Source organism: Anaeromicropila herbilytica, assembly GCF_016591975.1.
In the GTDB taxonomy this organism is placed as follows: domain Bacteria; phylum Bacillota; class Clostridia; order Lachnospirales; family Lachnospiraceae; genus Anaeromicropila; species Anaeromicropila herbilytica.
On record NZ_AP024169.1, the window covers coordinates 245,537 to 267,033 of the forward strand.

The window sequence follows — 21,497 nt, forward strand, 5'->3', positions numbered from 1 at the left end:
AGTTATTGGCAATCTTTAATCCGTATCGTAAATAGAACCTTCATATAATTTTAAATCACCGTTCAGATTAATACCGCCATAATAATTAGCATCATCATAGCTGAAATCAAAGGCAAACCAGGAATCTTCATCCAGAGTAAAAGAATCATAAGATTCATTCCTATAATACAAATAACCTGTGTCGCCACTTTCTACAGTTATGTCATCAATTAGATCATAGGATTCATCGGTGCTATCAAATAAGTAAACAGGGGATGAAGTCTCTTTGGATTCATTAATTACATAGCCATTACTAGTAAAAGTGATGGATTCTTCACTATTATTCGTAACCATTAATAGAACTGCAACTGAGTCGGTTGTTTCATTTTCATACAATTCAGCAGTAAAATTCAGTCCTTCAATGATATTAGGTTCAACCGTAACGTTACAACTATAGGTTTTTCTATTAAGTGTCGCAGTAATCTTAGCGGTACCTTCTTTCATTGCTGTAACAACTCCAGATTTATCAACGGTTGCTACGGATTGGTTACTTGACTTCCACGTTGGCTTATTTCTAGTACCAATTAGTTTTAACGTGATGGTTTCACCAGTTGTAATTGTTGCAGCTTTCAAGTTAATCTTGATTGTTGCAGCTTCTACTGTTTTCGTAGTTAATCCAAAAGGTAATAAATTAGTAAGTACTGACATGAGAATAAATATTGTTGTAAAAAGTATGGTTAATGCTCTAAACTTTCTCATTTAGCTCCCATCTGTCGCCTTTAGCGACATACAAATCAAGGGTGTGAAAATCTTTAATTCACACTGCTCTCCAATTTATAATTAATATATTATATTCGAAAAGCAGAAAAATGTTTATAAGAAATTAGAGATAGATAGGTTGTTATTCGCTAGGAAGTGACACTGTAAAAGTACTACCTTCGTTTTCTTTACTTTTTACACTTATCGTTCCATCGCAGAGTTCAACAATACGCTTTACGATAGATAGACCTAATCCAAGGCCTTTTATTGTTTTTGAATTTTCACCTTGATAATATTTTTCAAAAATATTAGAGGCGGTTTCTTCACTCATTCCCATACCTGTATCTGTAATACTTACTTGAATCATGCCATCTATTTCGGTCATATCCATACTTAACTCACCATTCTCAGGTGTGAATTTGATGGCATTATTGAGGAGATTAATCCAAACATGTTGCATCAATTCACGATTGCCATTATAGGTAACTGAGGAAAGGTTCGCTGAAAAATCAATCTTCTTACGGCTCCAATCTGTTGATAAAAGGATAGCACATTGTTTTAGTTGTTCATCTAAGGAATAAGGTGTCTTATCTACTATGACTTCTGAAGATTCAAGTTTCGATAATAGTAGAGTACTTTGCGCAAGGTCAGCAAGTCTGGCTGACTCTTCAGAAATGATCTTTAGATATTTTTGCTCATCCTCTTTGGAGATGTCCTTTTCTAAGAGAAGATTCGCGAAGCCGTTAATGGAAGCAATGGGTGTCTTGAATTCATGAGAAAAATTATTGATGAAATCTTCACGAAGTAGCTGCACGCTTTCAAGCTCCCTTCCCATCTTATTGAAATTGCGGTATACCTCACGAAAAGGACCAGCTTTTTTTTCATTTAATTGAACATCAAAATTGCCATTGGCAACTTGGTTAATGCCATCAATTAGCTTTGAAACATAACGATAAATAAGTTTAGAGAATCGATAGGAGATAAACCCCATTAGGATACTCATAGGAAGAAACATACCTATTCCAGCAATTGCGCTATAGTGGTGGTTTTGCCCTACAATATAGTTTGCAACGAAATCAACTAACTCATAAATGATTACAGATACATTTACTATGATAAAAGATTCAAATGTTAACCATATCGTAAGTTTATTTTTCACCTTTTTTTTCTTTTTGGAGGACTTATGATTCATTACTTTTACCTCCAGTAATATTTGCTTTATACCCTAAGCCTTTAATCGTTACAATCTCAAACTCTTCATATTCTTTTACCTTATTCCGAAGTCTGCTAATATGTGTCTTAATCGTATCTTCACCGCTTTCGGAATCATATCCCCAGATATCATCTAGAAGTTGGTTTCTGGTAAAGATTGTTCCAGGATAGGAGAGTAATTTGTATAATAATTCAAATTCTTTTTTTGGAAGTTCAGTAATATCATTGTTTTTAGTTAGTGTATAACTTGAAGAATCTAGAATTACATCATTAATTACTATTTGCTTATCACTTGCAATTTTCGATCTTCGAAGGAGGGCTTGTATCCTCCATAGTAGCTCTTCATAATTCACCGGTTTGGTCATATAATCATCAATTCCAGTAGAGAAGCCCTTTCTCTTATCATCAAAGGACTGCTTAGCAGTTAACATAAGAACAGGAACCATATTATCTTCCTGTCTTAATGTCTCAACAAGCTGATAACCGTTAAGTCTTGGCATCATAATGTCAGCTATTACAAGATCAACATGCTTAGAATCTAAGATATCAAGCGCCTCCTTACCGACGTTTGCTAGGAGAATTGTGTAATAGGGTTTTAGTCGTTCACTAATTAATAATTGAATATTTTTTTCATCTTCTACAATCAATATGGTAGCCATAATATCACCTCTTGTTTCATTATTGGTTACTGTTTTAGATATTTCATAGGTGAAAGTCTATTTACTTTTAAAGGTCATTTGACAATCTACTATTATTTTAACATAATATCTTTTTTTCTACAGAAAGTTTTTTATATAACTTTATATTATGATTCGAGGGTCAAAAGCCTTATTTTAGTTTACTAAGTGTATATCGCTGTATAATTATGAATTTTGGCTACCTTTCCCTCGAGCATCATATTTTTTACAAGCCTCAGAACAAGCAACAAGTTTATAAATAAACTTTACTCACTTACGCTCCTATTTTTACTTTGATTCTTGACAAAATATAAACGATACTTTCGGCCGGACTACGCCATAATTAATAATTATACATCAATATACACAATCTAGGTTAAGAAAGGCTTTTGACTCTCGAATCATATTATAATTTGTATTTGAAATTTTTGCTATTCTCTCAGCTTTTTCTGGAATAATCCCAAGAACTATGAATATTAGGTTCTTATCTACTTTAGTTTATAGTGTATAGGGCTAAAGTAAACTAAACGTAAACAAGATACTCATACGAGATCACTGAAAAAGTCCCTTCCAAAAAGTAGAATGAATATTACTGTATAAAAATGCGTGCTGTATTTTGCTTTAAAGAAGTATTAGAAAATCTTAATGAAAAAGGAATCCTTCAATAATCAGAAGGAGTGCTGTCTGAGCGCTTCCCAGCGAGTTCACTCCATCTGATTATGTTTGAAGGATTCCTTTTTCATTTAGATTCTCTAATACTTCTTTATCTCAAAAAACAGCACGCATATTTATACAGTAATATTCAAGTAGAGATTACAAAAGGGACTTTTTAGCGACCCCGTATGTATTACCTAATCAACCTTTATTCTACTTTTTTAAATTTACTAATATGACTATTCAAGTCATTTACGATTTCTTCATTATGTGCAGCTTCATTCGAAATAGTTGTAATAGAATTCAATAAACTATTTGTATTTTCACTTGAGTCAATTACTACATTTACACTTTCATCTACAGCCATTGTAATTCCTTGGATTCCATTTGCAATGCTTGTAGATATGTTTCTTAATTCATCGGAACTAATACTAAAACGAGTCAGCATTGCATTGATTGTATCAGCATCTGCTTTATAGCTAGTTGCGACATCTACGAATCCATCGTAATCAGCCAATACTTTATCTACGATATATGCCACAATCCTATTTGCATTTTTAGCTAATTCTTCTACTGATTCCGTAACCACAATACTAGTATTTTGAATATCACTCGCGGTATCTCTGGTATTCTCTGCAAGTTTTCTAATTTCATCTGCAACAACGGCAAAGCCTTTTCCAGCTTCACCTGCTCTGGCTGCTTCAATCGATGCGTTTAAGGCTAACAAATTGGTTTGAGCAGAAATACCAAGAATATTTTCTGTTAACTCATTGATTTTCTCAACAGAACGACTATTTTGTATCGCTTCCGACATAGTAACTTTAATATTCTCTACTATATTTAACGTTTGTGCTTTGCTTTCCTCAGACTCAGTATGAATTTTCTCTGCTTTTTCAACAATATCAGACATATGAACTGCATTAGATTTTGCATCCTCAGCTATTTTATTGGCAGCTGTTAGAACATTTTGTGCACCGGAATCTATGTCTTGAATGGAGCTACTAATTTCCTCCATGCTTGCTGATAATTCATTTAATGAAGCGGATACATTCGAAGTTGCATCTTTGGATTCTAATAAATGATTACTAATATTTTCAGTAGAAGTATGAATCATATGAGAACCTGATTTAATAGATATCATAGCATGTTGTAATGTATCAAGAAAATGATTGATTCCTGCAATAATTTGTCCTATTTCATCTTCTGAATTATTATCTAGACGAACGGTTAAATCACCTTCATTTTTCTCTAGTTTTTGAACAATAGAAGAAAGTCCTTGATTGGCTTTTTTTAGAGGTCTGATAATCGTTTTCATAGTAACAACAAAAGAAACTACAGCAGCTACAATAAATAATATTGCCATTCCCCATATAATAACGGTTGATCTGGTAACTCTAGAATGTACCAATGAAACTTCATGATTGATCTTCTTACCAAGTACCTTTTGAAAATCACTTTCTGATGTCTGCATTGCTGTTTTTAAACTATCAGCATGTTCAAGTCCTTCTTTCGTAGATGCAGGATCATTATTGGTAATTCCAGTTGCTATTGCAGATGCATTTTCAAGATATGCCTTCATATTGGTCATGTAAGGACTATAAGATTTTTCTAGCTCATTATTCATAGATGTTACAGAAAATTTCTTGCAAATATCTGCGATTTTCTTGGCAGAGTCAGTTGCCTTATCCACTGCAGTCGATATGTTCTGAACAGTTTCTTGCTGATTCATTTCAGCATCAACATGATATGTCTGTAGTGACATCTCAATCTGATCAATTTGTTTCGTTAATAGAACCTGTTCTTGTTGCAGGTTAACAAAGGAACTTGAAATAATATTTGCCGATAACTGGACCTGTGAATTGGTAACCCCACTTAAGACAGTATTTAAAGAAAATAGAAACGTTAGAAAAGCAAGAATCATTATAATTCGAAAAGCGATAGATTTACGCATAACATTACCCTCCATTAATTATTTGTAATTAACTATATTCTTTCAATTATAGAGCGTTTATTGTACTTATGGATATAAATTGCATAACCTGTCGTAATATTGACATATTTGGTAATTACCTAACATATTTAAGATAAAAATGGTAAAAACAATGATTCTATTTGAACTTGAATTGTACAGTGTTCAAGGATGATATCTGATTAAAAACTATAGTATAAGATAGATGATATCTTCGTTTAAAATAAAAACTATAAGTTTATGTTCAGTTTACATTAGAGTGATAATCTTAGCTTACGATGTAGCAGCCAAAAATCATAGTAATAGATTTTAAAGAGTAATGCTCAATATTCGCTTAGATTAATTTCAGAGAAAAGGAGAGATTCTATGGGTAAGAAAAAGAAGGTCATAACAGTTTCCGCATGTCTAGTAACATTTATTGTAGGAGCGTTAATTTTAAAGAGAAGAAATCATTAGATAGTATAAAAGCAGAGTAAGGCATTAATAAAGTAAGTAGGTTACAAGAGGAGGATACATGAACGTAAGAGAAAAAATATTACATACTACGATATACTCAATTAAATTCAAATTAATCATAGCAGTTATCGTAGTACAGATTTTTAGTGCCAATATCGGTCAGTTGATTAACGCAACATTTACGCATGGTATGGACACGCTTGATAAGGTGGGGGTTAACACTAACCAGATGAGAGGAAATATTGGATTGGCAGTATCCTCTGGACTAAGTATTATTATAACCGTGTTTATTATTGTATTAATCTATGACAGATTGGTATTAAGAAGGATTAAAAAGGTATTAGACTATACAGAAAAGTTAGGTAATGGTGATCTATCAGAAAGTCTAGGATTTGGTGGAAAGGATGATATTAGTAGGTTAGGCAATTCAATTGACAAAGCGGTTGTTAATATTAAGCTACTCGTATCAGATATATCAGATATCTCGAAGATGATAAATACTTCGAGTGAAGGACTTTTGAATTCAACAAAGAATTCAGTTTCCAGTATTGAGACGATTCATTCTACTTCCTCTTTATTAACTGATGATGCGTTGAATCTCTCTCAGAATACTCAGACTGCCAATTCTTCTATTGAAGAAATCATTGATACCAATCATAAGCTATTAATGAAATTGGAGGAAGCTCTAACTTCTTCTAATGAAATGGAATTAAGGGCATCAGATATGAAAGAAAGGTTACGAAGTTCCATTGATAATGCTAATTCTACTTATATTGAAAAGCAACAAAATATTCTTAAGGCAATTGAAGACGGTAAAATTGTGGAAGAAATTAAGGTGATGTCTGATACCATCAAAGGAATCTCAAATCAGACTAATTTACTTGCATTAAATGCTTCCATTGAAGCTGCAAGGGCAGGGGAACATGGAAAAGGATTTGTTGTTGTAGCAGAAGAAGTGAAAAAATTAGCAGAGCAGTCTACAGAGGCAATTGCAAATGTTGAAGAATTAGTAAATCAGGTAAAAGTAGTATTTTATAATCTATCAAGGAGTTCTGAGGATGTATTAGATTATATCAATCATAATGTCAAGGGAGATTATGAATTGCTTTTACAAACAGGAGAAAGATATCAAGGGGATGCTAGAGATATAAAAAATATATCAACAGATATTAATTCATCAGCCAAAATCATTAGCAACTCAATTGAAGAAGTGAGCAAAGTAATTAACACAGTAGCTGATAATTCAGAAAGAACATCAAATTATACTGGAGAGATTAATGCAAGCCTTTCTGAAATAAGCTTAGTTATGGGTGAAGCAGCAGATTCAATGGAATCGCAGTTAAGTGTGGCTATCAAATTAGAGAAGTCAATTGAGAGATTTTCTTTATAAGGCAGATTCTAATCAAGTGCAGATAATTACAGGGGTTAGTCTAAGGGGCAACATGTAATATCTATATAGAGATAAGAGTTACATACACAAGATGAAAGAGATCCTTATATAATAATAGGATAGTCAAAAAGGAGTTTTAACGTGAGTTCATTTATCAAACAAAATCGGATTGTTGTGATATATGGTATTCTATCCATAGCACTAGAATTATGGTCCCTACTATTTTTCGATTGTGCACCATATATTACTCATCCAATCTTTCCAATACTTTGCCTAGGATTCCAATTGTATACCTTATTCTTAATACCGAGGAAAAGGGTGAGGGCATGGATGTCTTTTATATTCTTATTTCTTCAAAGTATTTTAATTATTGGATGCTACTATCTGTATTATTCCAATGGTACAATCTTTGAAATAAGCATGATTAATCAGAGAAATGATGCGTATGCTACAGTGGAGGAATTCTATGTAGCGCCTGCTTTATTATCTGGTTGTATTGTTATATTAGTTAGTTATTTGGTTTTTCTTATTCTTCATACAAAAAAGTGCGATAAAATAGGGATTCTAAAAGAATCGAATAAAAAACGGAAGAAAAGAATTGCCTTAGGAATGTATCTGTTATTAATAATCATGGTACTAGCAATTCCCTTATCGGACAAATATGTGAATAGTACAACCAACTATAAAGCAATACTCTATAATTCAAATAGTAGCTATCAGAAACTTGGAGTTACAGGTAATTTTATCTATGAGATGTTGCATGGAAATACAAAAGTAGATACCTCCAATCTTGCTGGTCTGGAGAAATCAATTTATGCAAAGAGATGTGATATTTCTAAATATAACGGAATTAGTAAAGGCAATAACCTAATTATGATATTAGCGGAGTCATTTGAATGGTATCCTATGAGTATGTATTCCAAAGAATTGACGGCTAAAATCTACCCGAATCTAACAAAACTAAAGAACGAGAGTGTCTTATGTACTAATTTTTATTCAAGGGAGAAGACTGACACGGCAGAAGCCTTAACACTGATTGGAAGCAATCCAACAGGAAAGTATGTTGATTACGATTTTCCAGACAATCAATATCCATATTCACTTCCAAATCTATTTCGCAGGGAGGCTATCAAAGAGGGAGATACGGATGTCAGAGTAACCTCATTTCATCAAAATACGGGTAACTTTTATAATAGAAATCAAGAACATAGGAGCTTTGGTTTTGATGATTTAGTTGATATTAAAGATATGAAAAAGTACGGGGTGAAGAATACTTGGTTTAGTATAAAGCATGAAAGAAATCTGGATTCACAAACAGTGAGTGCAATGAAGGATGAGATGATACCAAAGGATAATCGATTTTTTTCTTACTGGATTACTTTTTCAACACATGGATTCTATAAGGAAAGAGAGAATCTGAAAGAATATTATAATATATTTGATAAGCTAGAAGTGTTCCCCAAGGGAAATAGCAATCAGAATTACCTTCGTACTTATGCAGCAGCGGTTGCGGATCTAGATAAGGCAATTGGTATTATGTTTAATGATCTAAAGAAGAAAGGATTATTAGATACGACAACTGTTCTATTGGTAGCGGACCATAACACCTATTATAATGGTCTTAGTAATTATGCTAAAAAGATTGATACCAAATTTGAACCCGAATTATACCGAGTTCCAATGATGATATATGATCAGAAACTAGTAAAAGTCATGAATCAGGAACATGAAGGGAGGTGTATAACAAAGTTCACAACCACTTCTGATGTGATCCCAACCGTATTTGATCTATTACAAATACCAGCGTGGGATAACTTGTATCTTGGTTCCACGATATTTAATAAGGAAAAAGAAAGTATTATATACTCCAGAGCATACAACATTTTTATTACGGATAAATATATCGGTTATTCCTTAAATAACTTGCGATATAAAGCTGCTAAGGCGAATCAAAAGACAAAAGCAGATTTTGAGAAACGTGCATTAAAGCATCTAGGTAAATTGGAGAGGATAGATAAGATATTCTATAGCAATTATTTCTCAAAGCATCCGTATAATCCTTAATTAGGTAATTGTTTATAATATTAAGTTATTATAAAGAAAAATTTATAGACTTCATTCAACCAAAGTCATTATAAATAGAAAGGTTTTCGATTGATATGGACAAAAAGCGAAAAATTATTCAATTATATCAGGATGTTATTACTGTACCAGAGGTTATAACTAGGTTATATACCGAATATCAAAAACTGGGGTATGAAATGGGTAAGAAAATAATGTTTGCTTTTTGGTACTATCGGAAAGAAAATATTAAAATGCTTGTATATTGGGAAGAAGGATACATATATGAAGAGATGGTATAAAGAACAATAAAGATGTGTCATAAAGAAAAAGGCGTGATACGAAGAAGTATAATTAAAATGCTTGTTCGTAGCGTTACTTAAAAAAGAAGTATGAAATAAAGGAGAGGTCAGTTGCAGAACTGGCCTCTCTTTCATTGGAAATTGGATTAAAATATATTACAATAGATAGTAACAGTATTCTAAAAAACAAATGATACATATAAAGGAACATAATAGTATGAAATAAAATAAATTGCACAAGTAAATTAAACCTGCAAGCAAGTCCACAAGCATGTAGGAGAGTGTGAAATAGAGCGTTTCATACCCTTGATATGTATGTCGCTAAAGGCGATAGATGGGAGAGTAAAATGGAATTAGTAATGACAATTCATGTTAGGTTATCTAAGAACATCTATAAAGTAAATGGAGATAAAATGAATATATGCATGCTTCCCTTTACCGGCACAGCAGAAGGCATGTATTTTAACGGAATGGTTATTGGTGAGGGAGTAGACACTCAAAAGATCTATCCAGATGGTAAGATAGAGCTCTCTGCAAGATATATGCTAGAAGGTGAAGATTTCAAAGGTAATAGATGTAGTGTATTTGTTGAAAATAATGGCGAGTCATTAGAAAAGTGCATACCATTAATTGTTACGGATAGTGCAGATTTACAGTTTTTATCGGAAGCCGAACTGATATCTAACGTAATTCCTACTGAAATTGGGGTGGATGTTAGAATATACAAACTATAATGAAAAGATATGATGCCCCGGGGAAAGGTAGTCAAAATTCATAATTATACAGCGATATACAATCAGCAAACCTAAATAAGGCTTTTTAGCCCAACATCAAAAGCCTAGCTTCATACAATAAATAACCTCTAATAGGTATTTTAATAAGAAAGGTAAATAAACATTGAGTTGTTTACGTTCACGTTACCTTAGATAAGTAAAATACAAAAGGAAAGAACAAAGGAGGATATTTAAACATGGCAAAATTATTGTACAAGCTTGGTAATTGGTGTTATAACAGACCGAAAAGAATTATAGTAATCTGGTTACTGATCATAGCAACAGCAGTTGGGTTGACACTGAATTACGGCATAAATTTTAAAGGTGGAATGGAGATTCCTGGTACAGAGTCTGCAAAAGCAGGTGAGTTACTACAACAGGCATTTAGTCAAAAGAAGGAATATGGTTCTGTAAGACTTATCTTTAAAGTAAAGAACGGAAAGACAGTAGAAGATTCATCCGTAAAGGACACTATCAATAATACGATTAAACAAGTACAAAAAAACGATAGTGCTGTTACATCAGTAGTAAGTCCATATGATACAAGAGGAGCAATCAGTGAAAATAAAAAAATTGCTTATGCGGACATTACATATGATGATGATGCAGATAAGGTCACACAAGAATCTAAGGATAATGTGTTGAAATATTTAAAGAAAGCTGAAAAGGCAGGAATTGAAACTGGAGTAGGAGGTAGCGTTGCGTTCTCCTCAACAGAAGTAGGAGGAAGCTCAGAAGCGATCAGTATTATTATAGCATTAATTGTTCTTATCTTTACACTAGGATCCTTTATTGCAGCTGGATTACCAATCATATCTGCACTTATTGGTTTAGTTGCTGGATTAATGACCATTATGGCAGGAACTAATGTAGTAGATATGTCATCTTTTTCTATATCATTAGCTTCCATGGTAGGATTAGCGGTAGGAATTGATTATGCGCTATTTATTATATCAAGATACCGTCAGAATCTAACAGAAGGTTATGAATCAGATGAGGCTGCCTCTCTTGCATTAGGAACAGCTGGTAGTTCAGTTCTATTCGCAGGTATCACTGTTATAATCGCATTATGCGGATTATCACTAGTTGGAGTTCCTTTCTTAGGAGTAATGGGAAAGGTTGCAGCAGTGATGGTACTTATCGTAGTAATGGTCTCACTTACTGTTGTACCAGCCTTTATTAGACTTGCAAGACATTTTATACGTCCTGAAAAGAAAAAGGAAGCTTTAAATAAAGTGAAATCTAGAAATACAGAAGTAAAACCTAATTTCTGGGGAAAGGTTGTCACTAGTCATCCTATTCTGATTATTATCATTACATTGTTACTTACTGTTATGATTGGTTATTCAGCTACAGATATGGAATTAGGCTTACCTGATAACGGAATGTTACCAAAAGAATCAATGGAACGAAAAGGCTTCGATATGATATCAGAAGGATTCGGGGCAGGAGTTAATGGAACACTTATCGTAGTTGCTGATGCTTCTAAAGTATCTGGAGATACGAAAAAGCCGATACAAGATTCTGCTGATGCAATTAAGAATCTATCTGGTATAGCAAGTATCACGCCAGCAATTCCGGATAAAGATGGTACAATAGCAATGATAAGGGTAACACCTAAAACTGGACCAAATGATAAGAAAACGAAGGATTTGGTTCAGGCGATTCGCGAGAAGAGTAAAAATATCACGGAAAAGAATTACAATGTTAAGTTAACTGTTACTGGAAGAACTGCTGTAAATATTGATACAGCCAATAAGTTATCAGATGCAATACCCGTTTTTGCAGTAGTAGTTCTAGGACTTGCCTTTGTACTAATGGTATTAGTATTCCGTTCCATCTTAGTTCCAGTTAAGGCAGTACTTGGTTTCTTAATGACATTAATTGCAACCTTAGGATTTGATGTACTGACTTTACAAAAAGGAAATTTTGCAGATGTATTAGGCATAGCCAAACCAGGACCAATCTTATGCTTTATACCTATTATAGTAATTGGTATATTATTTGGTCTAGCAATGGATTATGAAGTATTCTTAGTAAGTCGTATGAGAGAGCATTATACAAGAACAGGGAATGCGAAAGAAGCCGTTCTTTCTGGAATTAAGAATAGCGGTTTGGTTGTAGCAGCAGCTGGATTAATCATGATTGCTGTATTTGCAAGCTTTGGTGCTCAGGTGGATATGAATATTAAATCAATGGGAATACCTATGGCATTTGGTGTATTATTTGATGCATTTGTTGTAAGAATGACATTTGTACCAGCAGTTATGACCTTACTTGGTAAAAGTGCATGGTATATGCCAAAATGGCTAGACAAGATTCTACCTAAATTTGATATTGAAGGTGAGACCTTGGATAAATAAAGAATGAAGTATTATAATTAAATATACAAGGGTGTCTTATTATGAGATACGTAAGGAATCTCCAGTCAAACTAGTTATGACTGGAGATTTTTTAGGTTAACAAAATAATTACACTCAGTTAGATCAAATAATATACATGAGAATGAACATAAAAAACGTGCTACCTAGTTTAGTGATAAGGTGGCACGTTTTTATGTGGAGAATAATTAAAAAGTTAATTTGTTTTTATTTCTAAGTAAGCCATTCCCACTAAGAATTAAGAATATTCCAGTGAGAATACTTAGAATTCCTAAGGCTATGTTAATAATTCCAATATGTTTCATTTTTATATAGATTTTTTCAATCATTATTCAATCTCCTTTTGTATGTGGTTTCACAAACATCCAATATTTATGGAGTGGACTTTTTTGCTGAACTCTAATTATGCGAGTGCTCTTCTTTTCATAAATATTGTTTTTATAAATAGTACTAGCATAACATAAGCATAGATATTGATCGTGACAATAAAACATAATGTAGTAATAAGAATATATTTAATCTTAGTCATTATTGAGTTGAAATTGATTTTCATCCTGATTTCCTGCCTTTCTATTAGGATTGCCCTATTATATTTATTCAAGTTCTAATTTCCGAAGTTGGTTACTTCGTTTCATTCATCTCTTATTTTAAATTATATAAACAATGTAACATGAATAGGTAAACTCAATATAAACTCTGTGGTTATGAAAAGTTTATATTGAGTTTACCTTGCAGTAGTATGCTACATCTATATTAATAAATCGAATATGAACTTGATAAAAATTAAACGGATAGAACAAAAATATAAAGGATTAGGAGAATGCATATGAACGCAAAAGGTAAAAACATTGTGGTTACAGGTGGGGGAAATGGAGTAGGAAGGGAGTTAGTTTTACAGTTACTTCAAAAAGGAGCTACAGTATTTGCAGCGGATATTAATGAGGAGGCATTAAAAGAGACGGTAAAGAAGGCCAAAAATAATAGTAGACTATTTATTTATGTTGTGGATATCTCGGACCTGGAAGCTGTCTTTGACTTTGCTAGAAAAGTAATTGAAGAACATGGCAAGGTGGATGGAGTTATTAATAATGCTGGAATTATCCAACCATTTATCCATCTAAATGAACTTGAGATGGATCGTATTGACAGAGTTATGAATATTAACTTTTACGGAACGTTATACATGGTTAAGGCATTTTTACCATATCTATTAAAACGGCCTGAGGCTCACATTGTAAATGTGTCAAGCATGGGTGGATATCTACCAGTACCTGGGCAAAGCATATATGGGGCATCAAAGGCAGCGGTTAAGATTCTCACAGAGGGTTTGTCATCGGAGTTAAAAAATACAAATGTCGATGTATCGGTAGTTATTCCTGGAGGAATTGCAACCGACATTAAAAAGAATTCCAATATTGAGTATAAAGTAACAAGTGAGAGTAAAAAAGCAGATATGTTATTAACTCCACAAAAGGCAGCAGAACTTATTATACGAGCAATGGAGAAGAAGAAACTTCGTACCTATATAGGAAAGGATTGCAAGGTTATGAACTTTTTGTATCGTATGAATTCACGTCTTGCTATGAATATGATTAATAAAGTCATGAGTTCTTCAGAGCATTAATATTTAAAAATAGATACAAAGTGTATTATTCAAAATAAGCATCGGGCAATGGAGGAAGAGAAGAAATGAAGAAGGTATGTGTAATTACAGGTGGCGGAAGTGGTATGGGGCTTGCAACTGCCAGATTAATGGGAAAGGATCATACTATTATTATCTGTGGAAGAAGTGTTAATAAGCTTGAAAATGCGGTGAATGATCTGCGTAATGAAGGAATTGATATATATGCAGTTGCTTGTGATGTCTCAGATAGCATAAGTGTAGAAAAACTAGCGGCTTACGCGAAAGAAAAAGGACCGGTGGTTGCAGTGATTCATGCTGCGGGAATGTCTCCACACATGGGAAGTGCGAAACAGATCATGGAAGTGAATGCATTAGGAACTATTCATATAAATAACACTTTTTATAAGGTGATTGAGAAGGGTGGATGCATCATTGATGTATCCTCTATGTCAGCTTACCTAACACCAAAGATCATTATGCCAGTAGGTCTATATAAGCTAAGTGTCAATGATCCTGAGTTATTTATGAAGAAAATAATGAAACGTGTCAATTTGTTCCCTAAGAAGGTAAGAGCAGGAGTGGCTTATGGAATATCCAAGCATTTTGTCATATGGTTTGCCAAACAGGATGCAGCAAGATTCGGTAACAAGGACGCCAGAGTGCTATCGGTTTCTCCAGGAAATTTTGAGACTCCAATGGGTGAGTTAGAAAAGGAAGAAGCAGATGCTTATACCAAGTATTGTGCAATTAAGAGATTCGGTCATGTCGAGGAGATTGCTAGCCTTTTTGCTTATTGTGCTAGTGGGAGTGCAGGGTATCTGACAGGAGTGGATATCTTATGCGATGGAGGTCTTGTGGCTTCTGGGGTTAATCCTCTTAAGAAAAATGGGAGGTGAAAGGCCCTAACTGTAGGTTATGATGAATATTACTGTATCCATATGCGTGCTGTGGTTTTGGATAAAGAAGTATAAAAGCTTCTAAATGAAAAAAGAATCATTCATAACATAATCAGAAGGAGTGAACTCGCTGGAAAGCACTCAGACAGCACTCCTTCTGATTATTGAACGATTCTATTTTCATTAAGAAGCTCTAATACTCTTTAAAACAAAATCACAGCACGCATATGGATACAGTAATATTCAGGATACTTTATGGGAAGGGACTTTTGGGTGCTCTTCTTGTTCGAATTGCTAGGCAAATAGCATTATTTTTATTTAAGCATTATAGGTGGGCAATCACACCTATATTTTTGTGTCTAAATCTTAATATCAAATATTAGTACATTGATTCTATAAATTATAATTAAAAAGTTTATCTTGAGTTTACCTTGGACAGATATAATTACGAATAGGAAACAATTAGAAAATAGAAATGTACCAAATAGCTTGATGAATTTCAAAAGCGCAACATAACTGTTTAAAGTAATCAAAAAATAAATAAGAGTTAAATAAATGGAGGAGAACAAATTATGAGAACAATTATTAAATACCGTTATATCATATGTATGATATGGGTGTTAGGAGCAATCTTATTAACAGCATTTCAGCCAGATGTGAATGCAATACTTCGTGAAAGAGGGCAATCGGCATTAGATGATAAGAGCCCCTCTGTAGTAGCTAGTAATATATTAAAGAAAATGGAGACAACAGAAGGTGCGAGTGACCTTATTGTCTTCTATGAGAAGGACAAAATATCCGAGAAGCAAAAGAATGAAATTGCGGATGCTATAAAGTCAATCAAAGAGAATAGCAAGGAACTAGGAATCACAGAGATGATTGATCCAGTTAGCATGCCACAAGCAGCAGCTTCCCTTTATTCAGAAGATGGAACAACACTAATGGTTAGCGTAAAAGTAGATAAGGGGGAGAAATCGGTAGATGACCTCACAGATCTATTCAACAAGGAATTAAATAATGTAAGTGCAGAACACTATCTAAGTGGTGAAGATTTTATTACAAATGATTATCAGACAAAATCAGAAGCTGGAGTTGAAAAAAGTGCAGCATTAACGGTACTATTTATCTTGGTTGTACTAATTATCATATTCCGTTCCATTATAACTCCAGTAGTGTCCTTAATTAGTGTTGTATTTGCTTATCTTACGGCAAATGGTATTGCAGCACAATTAATTGATAAAGCGAATTTCCCTGTAACTAGTTTAACAACGATGTTACTGATACTAATCTTATTTGGTATTGGAACAGATTATAATATTCTTCTATTTAGCAGATTCAGAGAAGAATTAGCAAAAGGATTCTCTATTGATGATGCTATTGTAAAAACGTATAGAACAGCAGGAAAAACAATTGCTTACAGTATTGTTACCGTATTAATCGCATTTGCAACATTAGTTCTTGCAAAATGTCCAATCTATCAATCAGGAGCAGTTGTCGTAATCGGAGCGGTTATGTTACTGCTTGAAATCCTTACCTTAACTCCTTTTGTTATGAAAGTATTAGGTAAAAAGCTTTTCTGGCCATCGAAAAATGTTGCTGGTCATAAGGAGAGTAAAGTATGGGGGAAAATGGCATCTATTTCTTCGAAACATTCCATTCTTTCCTTCCTAGCAGTACTACTTATTATTTTACCTATGGTATTTTTCTATCAAGAAAAATTAAGCTTTAACTTAGTTGGTGAACTTGGGGATTCAAGTCCTTCCTCCAAAGGATTTAATCTTGTAGCGGAGCACTTTGGAGCTGGTCAGACAATGACGACTTCTGTTGTTATTGAAGATAAAAGTGCAATGGATAATAATGAAGCACTAGCAGTTATTGATCAATTAACAGACAATCTAAAGAATATCAAGGGTGTAAAAAAAGTATCTTCTGTTACCCAACCAGAAGGTAAACCGATAGAAAACTTCTACCTAGGTTCTCAGTTATTCATGATTGCAGCTGGTCTAGGTAAATCACAAGCAGGTTTAGAACAAATCAATCAAGGACTAACAGCAGCTAGTAAGAGCACAGGAAATAACCAACTTGGTAGTGTGACGGCTGGATTGGGACAGATATCAGATGGTCTAGGACAGACGGGTTCCTATCTTGATAGCTTAAAAGATAATAAAACATTCTTTATGCCAGAACAAGCTATGGCAGATAAGAACTATCAACAAGTTATAAATACATTCTTATCTCAAGATAAAAAAATCACAAAATTAACAGTAGTATTAAAAGATGATCCATATTCCGAAGCAGCACAAAAGACAGTAAAAGAAATAAGCAAAGTTCTAACATATACACTAAAAGGAACTAAATTTACAGATGCCAAATATGGCGTATCAGGAACAAGTGCAACAACAGCTGAGACAAATGATGTATTATCAAGTGACCTTCAAAGAACAGCAGTAATTGTAGTTATCGGTGTATTCCTTGTCTTATTAATTGTGGTTCGCTCCGTATGGTCTTCCCTTGCAATTGTAGCTTCGCTTGTAGGCGCATACTTTGCAGCAGCTACAGCTATGAATGCAATCTTTATTAACATGAGAGGATTAGAAGGAATCTCTTCCTTCGTGCCATTCTTCGCATTTATCATCATCATTGCATTAGGCGTTGACTATAGTATCTTCCTGATCATGAGATTCAAAGAGTATCCTAAGATGCCTGTAAATGAGGCAATAGTCTTAGCTTGTAAGCACATCGGTGGAGTAGTTATGTCAGCGATTATTATTCTTGGAGGTACTTTTGCAACCTTAATGCCTTCTGGTATGGTACTATTAGAAGAGTTAGCTACCGCAGTAATTGTGGGATTAGTAATGCTTTGCTTTATTCTATTACCAATCTTCCTTCCAGCGGCTATGTCACTTCCAAAGACACTTTCTAATATGTCTCCATTTTTCAATAAAAAAATGGACGTAGAATTGGGTTACGAGGAAGCATAAATAAATAATATCAAGTAAAACAAAACAACCTAGTGAACAATGTTTCACTAGGTTGTTTTGTTGTGTGTACTAGTAATTTATCATCTTATTTATAACATCATGGAAAAACAAAAATTTATATTTTTCCATGATGTTATGTAACTTTTTCTGTAAAATGTAGTCTATATAGTAGTGTTTATATAGCTTAACAGTTATATTTATTCCACCAAACAGCAATCTCATAGAATAAAGGTAAAAGGCTTTTCCCAGCCTCAGTTAAAGAATACTCTACTCTTACTGGCATTTCATTGTATTGAATTCTTTTAACTAAGTTATCATGTTCTAGTTCATGTAATGAGTTAGAAAGCATTGTATTGGTAATCCCTGATATTTCCCTTTTCAATCCATTAAAACGACATACTTCATTTTTTAATAGTTCGGCTAGTATTCGAAGCTTCCATTTTCCACCAATTACCTCCAAAGTGCATTTTATAGGGCAATCATCATGGTTTGATGTTTGTTTGAGGATATTTAAGTATACTTCCAGTTCTTGTGCTAAAGCCATTGTAATACCTCCTAGTATTAAAAAATATACCTAATCATAAAATTCTGCGTACTTGTAAGTGAAAATAATGATAGATATAATTATTATACCAAGTATATATATTTGAGTAAAGTGATAAATAGGAGATAATAACAATGGAAATGATGAAAGTAATAACCATGCGTAAATCTACACGAAGCTACAAAATAGCACAAATTAGTGATGAAGCCTTAAACAAGATAATAAATTCAGGATGTGCTGCACCAGTAGGAAATGGAGCCTATGATACAGTGCATCTATCAGTTATTCAAGATTATGATTATCTAAATAAAATTTCAAAAACTGCAGCGAACATATTTGGTAATCCAGATGCTAATCCATTATATGGAGCACCAACATTAATCATAGTTTCAGGATTACCAAATAAGCAAATTCCTAATGTAGAACTTGCAAATGCAGCATGTATCATAGAGAATATGAGCCTTGCTGCAACTGATGAAGGTATTGGTAGTGTATATATTTTAGGAGCCATAGCTGCCTTTCATGCAGATAAAGAGTTACTTAATGCGCTTAACTTGCCAGATGGATTTATACCGGTATCTGGAGTTGCATTAGGCTATCCAACAGAGCCTTTAACTCAGGAAAGAGAAGTAAAGAGAAATATTACTGTTCATACAATGAAATAAATATACTTTATTAATAATAATCGTTAGAAAAAAGTTAAAAACAAAAAACAACCTTTCTATATAATGAGTTTATCACATATAGAAAGGTTGTTTTTTATGAAAAGAGAAATAAAGAAATATATAAGAAAAGGAATATTAGCACTGACAACAGTATGTGTAATAAGCGGTAATATTCTAACAGTAAATGCGAACAGAGAAAGTAAAGTAAATAATATTCACTCACAAGCTAAAGCAGAATCAATGATTGATACAAAGACCAATTCAAAGACAGAATCACAAGCCAGCAATCATCAATCAAAAGGAGTAGAACTGAACCAAGAAAATATAAAGAAATTCGTAGATAATTATTTTCAAACAAACATGAAAAAGTATCATGTACCTGGTGTAGCGGTAGCAGTGGTAAAAGATAATAAGGAACTATATAAAGCAGGATATGGTGTTAGTAATAGAGAGAGTAAGAAGAAGGTAGACCCAGATGTAACTATATTTCCAGCAGCTTCGGTTAGCAAGTTGTTCACAGCGACAGCGATTATGAAGTTATATCAAGAGGGTAAGATTGATCTGAATGAGAGTATAGAAAAATATGCAGATGATATCACAATTCGTAATCCATATAAAGAGGATATTACTTGTCAGAATCTACTTACTCATTCGAGTGGGCTTGATGAACAATCAGAGTTAGATGGTAGTACTTTGGATAAGAAAGAAATCAAATCACAGAAGCATTATTTTGAGGAGCATATTCCACAGGTTATAATTAGACCGAATACAATAAGCAGATACTCCAATATGGGATATAATCTGTTAGGATATATTGTTGAAAAAGTATCAAAAACATCTTATGAGAAATATGTGACTGACAATATCTTAAAACCGCTAGAGATGAAGAAGGCTTCGGTACGAATCGAAGGAAATAACATGGCGAGTGGTTATAGTTATGACAATGGCGAATATGTAAAGCAACCATTTGCATATCAGTATACTTCCGGTTCCGCTGGAATTATAGCGCCTGTTACTGATATGGAGAAATTTATGATGATGCATCTGAACCAAGGCAGATATCATAATCAAGTAGTATTGAATGCATCAACTGAGAAAATGATGCAAGAAAAGCAATTCGCCAATAACGAAGTATTTGATGGAATGGGATATGGGTTCATTCGTACTAGTAGAAATGGTGTTCAGATTATAAAGCATGAAGGCGCACTTCCTGGGTATACAACAACGTTACTTATGATCCCAGATCAGAACTTTGGAATCTATGTTGCTACGAATTCTCTTGGTGGAATGGTATTTGATTTTGAAGAAGCATTTTTCGATTACTTCTGTGGAGACTATCAAAAAGTATCGGTTAAGGATAATGGTGTTTACAAAAGCGGTAATTACGATAGCAGTAAATATGTAGGTACTTATCGAAGCTATGATGGATTTTCCGAGAAAAAAATATCTAGGATCTATGCAGAAGATATTGATAATGAAGCAGAGCTTACGGTAACCCAAACGAAAGAGAATACCTTGAAAGTAAGTTATTATACGCAAAGCAAAAGAAAAGAAGAGACAAAACTAATCTATCAATCGGATGGAGTCTTTGCTAGACAGGATGGAAAGGGCTATATTACATTTCGTGAAGATGCAAAGGGTAATATCGAGTATGCTTTTAATAATGTAAGTCACCAAGCGTTTCATAAAGTTGGAGAATATGAGAATAGCAGTATATTAGGTATGGCATTATTAAGCATTCTTCTCATCTTTCTAGGTAGTGCAGTGGTGATAGGAATTATAAGTATTCGAAGAAAGAGAAGGAACATAAGTTGGTGTGCAAAAAGACTATGGATTCTAGTTGCAGGAAATAATGTTCTTCTAATCATAGGTTTTGTCGGAGTATTTCTGCTGGAAACTTTTATGATATTGAATTATAATTATAGCGCAATGTTCGCACTAAAGGTACTTTTAACATTAATAATAATCGCTATAGGATTCGTGGTTGTTAACATAATATACGGAAGCTATTGTATCATTAAGAAGAGATTAAGTATTGTTGAAAGCGTTGCGTTTACTGCAATTGTATTCGCATGGGTGATCTGTATTGTATTATTACAATACTTTAATATGATAGGGTATCAATTGGTCTAGAAAGGTAAGCAATAAAAAAAGCAACAGAAAATGGTGAATAT

16 protein-coding genes are annotated in these 21,497 nt (G+C 33.5%); 10 read left to right on the forward strand and 6 right to left on the reverse strand.

What is annotated here, in order from left to right; all coding sequences use genetic code 11:
* Positions 1–15 precede the first annotated feature (15 nt).
* The 4 genes from bsdtb5_RS00985 to bsdtb5_RS01000 all read right to left on the reverse strand — a co-directional run bounded on the left by bsdtb5_RS00985 (position 16) and on the right by bsdtb5_RS01000 (position 5,232).
* Entirely contained in the window at positions 16–738 is a 723-nt protein-coding gene (locus tag bsdtb5_RS00985) for an Ig-like domain-containing protein (protein ID WP_271714191.1), read from the reverse strand.
* Between the two features lie 142 nt (positions 739–880).
* Positions 881–1,930 (reverse strand): sensor histidine kinase, encoded by a 1,050-nt coding sequence (locus tag bsdtb5_RS00990; protein WP_271714192.1) that lies wholly within the window; start codon positions 1,928–1,930, stop codon positions 881–883.
* Positions 1,920–2,609, reverse strand: coding sequence for a response regulator transcription factor (locus tag bsdtb5_RS00995; protein WP_271714193.1), 690 nt, complete (start codon positions 2,607–2,609; stop codon positions 1,920–1,922). The genes bsdtb5_RS00990 and bsdtb5_RS00995 overlap by 11 nt, the downstream gene beginning before the upstream one ends.
* Positions 2,610–3,489: 880 nt before the next feature.
* The gene (locus bsdtb5_RS01000) at positions 3,490–5,232 is read right to left on the reverse strand and encodes a methyl-accepting chemotaxis protein (protein WP_271714194.1); all 1,743 of its coding nucleotides are present in this window, start codon (positions 5,230–5,232) and stop codon (positions 3,490–3,492) included.
* A gap of 532 nt (positions 5,233–5,764) precedes the next feature.
* On the opposite strand from bsdtb5_RS01000, the gene bsdtb5_RS01005 reads away from it, so the two are divergent.
* The 5 genes from bsdtb5_RS01005 (at position 5,765) to bsdtb5_RS01025 (ending at position 12,595) form a co-directional block, all read left to right on the forward strand.
* The gene (locus bsdtb5_RS01005) at positions 5,765–7,096 is read left to right on the forward strand and encodes a methyl-accepting chemotaxis protein (RefSeq protein WP_271714195.1); all 1,332 of its coding nucleotides are present in this window, start codon (positions 5,765–5,767) and stop codon (positions 7,094–7,096) included.
* A gap of 141 nt (positions 7,097–7,237) precedes the next feature.
* Positions 7,238–9,160: an LTA synthase family protein gene (locus tag bsdtb5_RS01010; RefSeq protein WP_271714196.1), complete on the forward strand. Its 1,923-nt coding sequence runs from the start codon at positions 7,238–7,240 to the stop codon at positions 9,158–9,160.
* 95 nt (positions 9,161–9,255) lie between these two features.
* Positions 9,256–9,459, forward strand: a complete 204-nt coding sequence (locus tag bsdtb5_RS01015; protein WP_271714197.1) for a hypothetical protein — start codon at positions 9,256–9,258, stop codon at positions 9,457–9,459.
* 347 nt (positions 9,460–9,806) lie between these two features.
* Positions 9,807–10,193, forward strand: coding sequence for a DUF3237 family protein (locus bsdtb5_RS01020; protein WP_271714198.1), 387 nt, complete (start codon positions 9,807–9,809; stop codon positions 10,191–10,193).
* Positions 10,194–10,429: 236 nt separating this feature from the next.
* The gene (locus bsdtb5_RS01025; RefSeq protein ID WP_271714199.1) at positions 10,430–12,595 is read left to right on the forward strand and encodes an MMPL family transporter; all 2,166 of its coding nucleotides are present in this window, start codon (positions 10,430–10,432) and stop codon (positions 12,593–12,595) included.
* A gap of 206 nt (positions 12,596–12,801) precedes the next feature.
* On the opposite strand, the gene bsdtb5_RS01030 is transcribed toward bsdtb5_RS01025, so the two are convergent.
* Entirely contained in the window at positions 12,802–12,942 is a 141-nt protein-coding gene (locus bsdtb5_RS01030; protein ID WP_271714200.1) for a hypothetical protein, read from the reverse strand.
* A 497-nt stretch (positions 12,943–13,439) separates the two neighbouring features.
* On the opposite strand from bsdtb5_RS01030, the gene bsdtb5_RS01035 reads away from it, so the two are divergent.
* The 3 genes from bsdtb5_RS01035 to bsdtb5_RS01045 all read left to right on the forward strand — a co-directional run bounded on the left by bsdtb5_RS01035 (position 13,440) and on the right by bsdtb5_RS01045 (position 18,114).
* Complete coding sequence (locus bsdtb5_RS01035) at positions 13,440–14,237, forward strand: SDR family NAD(P)-dependent oxidoreductase (protein ID WP_271714201.1); 798 nt, start codon at positions 13,440–13,442, stop codon at positions 14,235–14,237.
* 65 nt (positions 14,238–14,302) lie between these two features.
* Positions 14,303–15,133: an SDR family oxidoreductase gene (locus bsdtb5_RS01040; protein ID WP_271714202.1), complete on the forward strand. Its 831-nt coding sequence runs from the start codon at positions 14,303–14,305 to the stop codon at positions 15,131–15,133.
* Positions 15,134–15,705: 572 nt separating this feature from the next.
* On the forward strand, positions 15,706–18,114 hold the full coding sequence (locus bsdtb5_RS01045; protein ID WP_271714203.1) for an MMPL family transporter: 2,409 nt from the start codon (positions 15,706–15,708) through the stop codon (positions 18,112–18,114).
* Between the two features lie 184 nt (positions 18,115–18,298).
* Here bsdtb5_RS01045 and bsdtb5_RS01050 read toward each other — a convergent pair whose 3' ends face one another.
* Entirely contained in the window at positions 18,299–18,658 is a 360-nt protein-coding gene (locus tag bsdtb5_RS01050; RefSeq protein ID WP_271714204.1) for a winged helix-turn-helix transcriptional regulator, read from the reverse strand.
* 134 nt (positions 18,659–18,792) lie between these two features.
* Here bsdtb5_RS01050 and bsdtb5_RS01055 point away from each other — a divergent pair, with 134 nt between their 5' ends.
* Positions 18,793–19,323: a nitroreductase family protein gene (locus bsdtb5_RS01055; RefSeq protein ID WP_271714205.1), complete on the forward strand. Its 531-nt coding sequence runs from the start codon at positions 18,793–18,795 to the stop codon at positions 19,321–19,323.
* A 96-nt stretch (positions 19,324–19,419) separates the two neighbouring features.
* Positions 19,420–21,456, forward strand: coding sequence for a serine hydrolase (locus bsdtb5_RS01060; protein WP_271714206.1), 2,037 nt, complete (start codon positions 19,420–19,422; stop codon positions 21,454–21,456).
* Positions 21,457–21,497 lie beyond the last annotated feature (41 nt).